This window comes from Arsukibacterium sp., from assembly GCF_036735525.1.
GTDB lineage: Bacteria > Pseudomonadota > Gammaproteobacteria > Enterobacterales > Alteromonadaceae > Alishewanella.
In genome coordinates this window covers 12,585-19,187 of sequence record NZ_DAINOE010000062.1, presented here as the reverse complement: position 1 = coordinate 19,187, position 6,603 = coordinate 12,585, and the positions used below count along the sequence as shown (strand labels likewise).

Below are 6,603 nucleotides of genomic sequence, written 5' to 3'. Positions count from 1 at the left end.
TCACGAGCAAAACGGCTGTCCGCTACCACAACTTGGTAAAATGGACGCTTTTTCGCGCCACCACGTTGTAAACGAATAGTTACCATACCGTCCTCTAATTTTATCGTTCAGGTTTTATCAAAAATAACAAAGCCCCCCAGACAGACTGCGGGGCTGCTGCATTGTACGGATTTTCGAGGGTAATGCAAGGTATTTCACGGCTTGGCGCAGGGTTTTATACTCTTCGACTTTCAAGCTGCACGGGTGTTGGCTTCGTTCGTAAACCCCAATCACTTAGTATCGCTAAGCTCATGGGGATTCACGACCTTGCCGCCTACGTGCATCTTGAAATCCATTGAGTATACGCCCACGCCGGTGTTGTCAGCGAGGAGGTAACATACCGGGTGGCAATTTACCGCCCATACCACGCATCATTTTCATCAGGCCACCTTTACCCGACATCTGCTTCATCATTTTTTGCATTTGCACAAATTGTTTCAGCAGCTTGTTGATATCCTGTACCTGGGTACCCGAGCCGCTGGCGATACGCTTTTTGCGCGAGCCTTTAATTAAATCCGGAAAATTACGCTCTTTGGGCGTCATCGAGTTAATAATAGCTTCCATCCGCACAAATTGCTTGTCGTCCAGCTGACTGGCGGCGCCGGCGGGCAGGTTTTTCATGCCAGGCAGTTTATCCATTAACGACATCATGCCGCCCATGCTGCGCATCTGCACCAGCTGATCGCGAAAATCTTCCAGCGAAAAGCCTTTGCCTTTGAGCATCTTTTGCGCCATTTTTGCCGATTTTTCTTTATCGACTTTTAGCTCAAGCTCTTCAATCAGGCTCAGCACATCACCCATGCCCAGAATACGTGAGGCTATCCGGTCGGGGTGAAATGGCTCCAGGGCGTCGGTTTTCTCGCCCATACCAATAAATTTAATCGGCTTGCCGGTAATATGGCGGATAGATAAGGCCGCACCACCACGGGCATCACCGTCAGCTTTGGTCAGGATCACCCCGGTCAGTGGCAACGCTTCATTAAAGGCTTTAGCGGTATTGGCCGCATCCTGACCGGTCATGGCATCGACCACAAACAGTGTTTCTATTGGTTTGACCGCAGCATGCAGGGCTTTTATTTCGCCCATCATTTCTTCATCAACGTGCAAACGACCGGCGGTATCCACCAGCAGCACATCAAACATCCGGGTGCGGGCATGGGCAATAGCCGCATTCACTATCGCCACCGGTTGCTGCGAAATATCACTGGGGAAGCATTCGACACCAATATCTTTGGCCAGGGTTTCCAGTTGCTTAATCGCGGCAGGCCGATAGACGTCAGCAGACACCACTAACACTTTTTTCTTTTTTCGCTCGGTTAAAAACTTGGCCAGCTTGGCCACCGAGGTAGTTTTACCGGCACCTTGCAGGCCGGCCATCAAAATGACCGCTGGTGGCTGGGTATTTAAGGCAAGTTCTTCATTGGCCTCGCCCATCGCTTCTTCGAGGGCTTTGCGCACAATTTTTAAAAATTCCTGACCGGGTGTCAGGCTTTTGCTGACTTCAAGGCCAACTGAGCGCGCTTTTACCTGATTAACAAAGTCTCGCACCACTGGCAGAGCCACATCGGCCTCTAACAACGCCATGCGCACTTCGCGCAGGGTATCTTTAATATTGTCTTCAGTCAGCCGGCCACGGCCAGTGATATTTTTTAAGGTCCGGCTTAAGCGGTCCGACAGGTTTTCAAACATGCTAGTTACCCGTATTCATACATTAAAAAAGATTATACCGCAGCCAACACCTATAGTCAGCCACCAATAAAAGCCGCTGCACAGCGCTGGGCATTAGCAGAAAGTTACCATACAATAGCAGCTTAACGGATTTAAAGGATGCGTGACTATGTCTGTGCTGCTACCCGCTCTGGCTATGAGCGCTTATCTTATCGCGACTGCAGCAGTATTGTTGCGATTGTTTCACCCAGCCGGCCCGTCGTTTAAGCTGACCTTTAGCGCTGCTATTGTCGGTATCATAGTGCATATGCTGCATTTAGCCGGCAGTATTTTCACCGAGCAGGGACAGAATTTCAGCTTGTTGAATGTCAGTTCACTGCTTAGCTGGATGATTACTGTAGCCGTAACCTTAACAGCACTGCGCACGCCGACAATTCTACTGTTGCCTGTGGTCTATGGCTTTGCGGCGTTAATGCAACTGACCATTCTGTTAACCCCTTCCGGTACGCAACTGTTGCCACTGGATGCTAACCCCAGTTTACTGGCGCATATACTATTGGCCTTTATTGCCTATGTACTGCTGATTATGGCAACGTTGTATTCGTTTCAGGTCAGCTATATCAGCTATAAACTTAAACACAAAAACTTCACGGCAGTGAGTCAGTTTTTACCGCCACTACTGCAGGCAGAAGCTCTGCAGTTTCGCTTATTATTAGTAGGTACCCTGTTATTAGGATTAGCCCTCTTCAGCGGTGCGGTGTTTACCGACAACTGGCTGAGCAAAGCCAATTTACACAAAAACCTGTTAAGTAGTGTCGCCTTTATGGTTTTTGCCGTGCTGTGCTGGGGCCATGCAAGGCTGGGCTGGCGTGGCAGAACCGCCATCTCCATGACCTTAGTGGGCAGTATTTTGCTGACACTGGGTTATTTTGGCAGCCGTTTTGTGCGCGAAGTGCTGCTGGGCAGTCTGTAAAAAGCTTTACAATGCCCGCATATTCATGAACTATAAGCTGCTTTAGTAACAAAGGTACATAACTCTTGGACGACATATCGACCAGTACCCTATTTATTATTCTGGGCGTACTTCTATTTTTATCTGCCTATTTTTCAGGTTCTGAAACAGGCATGATGTCTGTTAACCCTTATCGTTTAAAACATTTAACAAACGAGAATCACAAGGGGGCAATACGGGTTAGCGAATTGCTAAAACGGCCTGACCGCCTTATTGGCCTTATTCTGATTGGCAATAATTTAGTAAATATTGCGGCAGCCACCGTTACCGCTCTGATTGGTCAGCGCTTATATGGTGATATAGGTTTGGCGATTGCACCTATAGTACTGACCTTAGTAGTATTAATTTTCGCTGAGGTGACCCCTAAAACCCTGGCGGCCCTCTACCCTGAACGGGTTGCCTTTCCATCTTCTTTAGTGCTCAAGGTACTGCTGAAAATCTTTTATCCTTTTGTTTATCTGTTAAACAAAGTGACTAACGGCTTACTGGCCTTACTGGGTGTGAGCGCCGAAAAGCACCAGGGTAACAGCTTAAGCGCTGAAGAGCTCAGAACCGTAGTGCATGAAGCTGGTGCGCTGATCCCGGAAAAACATCAAAGCATGTTGGTGGGTATTCTCGATCTGGAAAATGCCACTGTGGAAGACATTATGACACCGCGCAATGAAATTTCAGCGATTGATGTCAACGACGACTGGAAAGATATTATCCGCCAGTTAGCCAATAGCCAGCACAGCCGCATGTTGTTATTTCGCGACAGCATTGATGATGCGATAGGCTTTATTCACCCACGCGATCTGGTACGGCTGTTAATTAAAGAGCAGTTGACCAAAGCCACCTTGCTGCGCTCAGTGCATGAGATTTACTACATTCCCGAAGGTACCCCGCTTAGCACCCAGCTGCTGAAATTTCAGCACAGCAAAGAGCGCATAGGCCTGGTAGTGGATGAATACGGCGATATTCAGGGCTTAGTGACCCTCGAAGATATTCTGGAAGAAGTAGTCGGCGACTTTACTACCGATATTACCGAAGATAAAAATGAAGAAATTGTGCCCCAGCCCGATGGCTCCTTTTTAATTGAAGGCAGCATTAACTTAAGAGATTTAAACCGCGAAATGAATCTGGAGTTACCAATAGATGGCCCCAAAACCCTGAATGGCCTGATCTTAGAGTATCTGGAAGAAATCCCGCAGGGCAGTTTAAGCCTGAAACTGGCGGGTTACCCGTTTGAAATAGTGTATGTGCAAGACAATATGATTAAAACCGTGCGCTTGCTACCAGAAAGCGCACGGCGCTAGCCAGGCTGGCAGCTAAAACGAATACACTAAAGACGCAGCGGTTTCGGTGTCCATGGTTTTTAAACGGCCTTCCGGGCGGGAGTTATGCCGGGCAATAAAGCTCATGCGCATCGACATCCGGCCGTTCACTTGTGAGGTTAAGGTGCTACGGCTAATAAACACTGAGTTTTCGCCGTCCAATGACACACTACCCTCAAAGGTTTGTCGAAAACGGCTGCCTTTGTACAGTGTCTGCTCAAGATTTAACGCTAAAAACCAGACTAAACCTCTGTTGGTGTTACCCGCGGCGCTTTCCTGATAAGACATACCCGGCCCGGTTTCTAAATCCAGGTAGTCACTCTGCCGCTCATACACCCGGTTGGCATAACCTACAACCGCAGAGCCTTGCTGGCGAAATGCGCCAAACATGTCATAGGCGTAAGCCCCCCGGCCAAACACCGTTTGTGTGCCGGTTAAAAACTTATAATTACTCTGGCCAGAAAAACCATAACGCTTGGCACTGGTGATACGGCTGACTTCATTGGTGGTGCTATTACGCACTCTGTTTTCCTGTACCCGGCCATACACATTGTAGCGGTTTCGAAAATACTCCAGCTCATGCACCATTTCGGTGTTAACCCGCCAGCCTTTGGCATCGGTATTACCGCCGATAAATAAAAAACCTAACTCAATATCACCGGTAACAGTGCCAAAGTAACCCAGGTCAATAAACTTTTCACCTGAGTTATCTTCATCGCTCTCCGCACTAACCTGTAAAGACGCCATAGCAAAGGTAGCGACCATCAATGTCGCTGACGCTTTGCTAAATATATGGTTCAGCGTTCTGGCTAATGCTAGCCGCATTGCACTTTGCATCTATATTTCATGAAGGTTGTAGGCCATAGCTAAAAGCGACTACTCGCTGGCCGCGGCACGTTCAGCAATAAAGTCCAAAGCTTTGGCAATACGCGCCAGGCTTCGCGTTTTACCCAGTAACGCTAAGGTGTGATCCAGAGCCGGTGAATTACCGCCTCCGGTAACAGCTACCCGCAGCGGCATGCCGACCTTGCCCATACCCAGCCCCAGCTGCTCTGCCGCAGCATTAATCGCAGCATGGATGGGTTCAGGCTGCCAGTCAGCCAGCTCAGCTAACTTTTGCTGCACCAGCGCCAGTGGCTCAGCCGCTACCGGCCGTAAGTGTTTTTTAGCGGCGTTTTCTTCAAAATCAGTAAAATCTTCATAAAAATAACGGCTAACTTCAACCAGCTCTTTTAAGGTTTTTACCCGCTCAGCCTGCACTGCTATTAGCTCGGTTAACGCCGGCCCCTGGCTGATATCCAGTTTTTGTTCAGTGACATGCCAGGCTAACTGCGCGGCCACTTGCTCTGCTGGCAAGGTTTTCATGTAATGCTGGTTTAACCATATCAGTTTATCGGTATTAAAAGCCGATGGCGCCCTGTTACAACCGGTTAAATCAAACAGCTCAATTAAATCGGCTTTACTGAAAATCTCCTGATCGCCGTGTGACCAGCCCAGTCGCACCAGATAGTTCAGTAAGGCTTCCGGTAAAAAACCATTGTCACGGTATTGCATGACACTGACGGCACCATGACGTTTCGATAAACGCTTACCGTCATCGCCTAAAATCATCGGCACATGCGCATATTTAGGAATGTCGGCGCCTAAAGCGGCCAGAATGTTCATTTGCCGCGGGGTATTGTTAATATGATCATCACCGCGAATAACATGGGTTACGCCCATTTTCCAGTCATCCACCACCACGGTCAGGTTATAGGTCGGGGTGCCGTCACTGCGGGCGATAATTAAATCATCAAGCTCAGCATTGGCAATTTCAATGCGGCCTTTAATCATGTCATCAATCACCACCACGCCATCTTGTGGGTTTTTAAAACGGATCACATAGGGCTTATCTTGCGGATGATCAGTGCGATCGCGCCACATGCCATTATATTTTGGCTTTAAGCCGGCTGCCATTTGCGCTTCGCGCATGGCGTCCACTTCTTCCATGGTGCAAAAGCATTTATAGGCTTTACCTTCTGCCAGCAGCTGGGCCACCACCTCTTTGTACAGGTCAAAACGCTGTGTCTGGTAGTAAGGACCGTCGTCATGCGCTAACCCCAGCCACTGCATGCCTTCTAAAATGGCATCCACTGACGCCTGATTTGACCGCTCTAAATCGGTATCTTCAATCCGCAAAATGAAGGTACCGCCAAATTTTTTGGCGTATAACCAACTATATAGCGCGGTACGGGCACCGCCCACATGCAAATAACCGGTGGGGCTTGGGGCAAAACGGGTCACTAACGACATAAAGGTTCCAATCAGGGCTATAAAAATACTGCAGCTATTGTAACAATGCTGAGCTAAGGATGCACCACCTCTGCACTGGCATAAATCAGCCTATTCGCCGCAAAAACCCATGATGTTTACTTTTGCAGCAATCAAACGGCTTTTTTAAAAATAAAGTTGACAGTAAATCCATGCTCCCTATAATGAGCGCCATCAAACAGCGTGGATTGTTAGCTCAGCTGGGAGAGCACCGCCCTTACAAGGCGGGGGTCACTGGTTCGAACCCAGTACAATCCACCA

General features: G+C 48.5%; 6 protein-coding genes and 1 tRNA gene. 3 read left to right on the top strand and 4 right to left on the bottom strand.

Annotated features, from left to right (window positions below; all coding sequences use genetic code 11):
* Together V7D78_RS12235 and ffh are read right to left on the bottom strand one after the other, a co-directional pair.
* On the bottom strand, positions 1 to 86 hold an 86-nt coding region (locus V7D78_RS12235), incomplete at its 3' end, for a 30S ribosomal protein S16 (RefSeq protein ID WP_333608736.1).
* A gap of 274 nt (positions 87 to 360) precedes the next feature.
* Positions 361 to 1,728, bottom strand: coding sequence for a signal recognition particle protein (gene ffh, locus V7D78_RS12230; RefSeq protein WP_333608735.1), 1,368 nt, complete (start codon positions 1,726 to 1,728; stop codon positions 361 to 363).
* A 148-nt stretch (positions 1,729 to 1,876) separates the two neighbouring features.
* On the opposite strand from ffh, the gene V7D78_RS12225 reads away from it, so the two are divergent.
* On the top strand, positions 1,877 to 2,680 hold the full coding sequence (locus tag V7D78_RS12225) for a cytochrome C assembly family protein (protein ID WP_333608734.1): 804 nt from the start codon (positions 1,877 to 1,879) through the stop codon (positions 2,678 to 2,680).
* A 65-nt stretch (positions 2,681 to 2,745) separates the two neighbouring features.
* Positions 2,746 to 4,014: an HlyC/CorC family transporter gene (locus V7D78_RS12220; RefSeq protein WP_333608733.1), complete on the top strand. Its 1,269-nt coding sequence runs from the start codon at positions 2,746 to 2,748 to the stop codon at positions 4,012 to 4,014.
* A 12-nt stretch (positions 4,015 to 4,026) separates the two neighbouring features.
* On the opposite strand, the gene V7D78_RS12215 is transcribed toward V7D78_RS12220, so the two are convergent.
* Together V7D78_RS12215 and gltX are read right to left on the bottom strand one after the other, a co-directional pair.
* Entirely contained in the window at positions 4,027 to 4,869 is an 843-nt protein-coding gene (locus V7D78_RS12215; RefSeq protein ID WP_333608732.1) for a DUF481 domain-containing protein, read from the bottom strand.
* Between the two features lie 39 nt (positions 4,870 to 4,908).
* Positions 4,909 to 6,324 carry a glutamate--tRNA ligase gene (gltX, locus tag V7D78_RS12210; RefSeq protein WP_333608731.1) on the bottom strand — a complete coding sequence of 472 codons (1,416 nt, stop codon included), beginning with the start codon at positions 6,322 to 6,324 and terminating at the stop codon, positions 4,909 to 4,911.
* 203 nt (positions 6,325 to 6,527) lie between these two features.
* On the opposite strand from gltX, the gene V7D78_RS12205 reads away from it, so the two are divergent.
* Positions 6,528 to 6,603 (top strand) — tRNA-Val (locus V7D78_RS12205).

Excerpts from the sequence above, each read along its gene's own strand:
- V7D78_RS12225 (WP_333608734.1), top strand. The coding sequence starts at position 1,877 with ATGTCTGTGCTGCTACCCGCTCTGGCTATGAGCGCTTATCTTATCGCG.
- gltX (WP_333608731.1), bottom strand. The coding sequence starts at position 6,324 with ATGTCGTTAGTGACCCGTTTTGCCCCAAGCCCCACCGGTTATTTGCAT.
- V7D78_RS12215 (WP_333608732.1), bottom strand. The coding sequence starts at position 4,869 with ATGCAAAGTGCAATGCGGCTAGCATTAGCCAGAACGCTGAACCATATA.
- ffh (WP_333608735.1), bottom strand. The coding sequence starts at position 1,728 with ATGTTTGAAAACCTGTCGGACCGCTTAAGCCGGACCTTAAAAAATATC.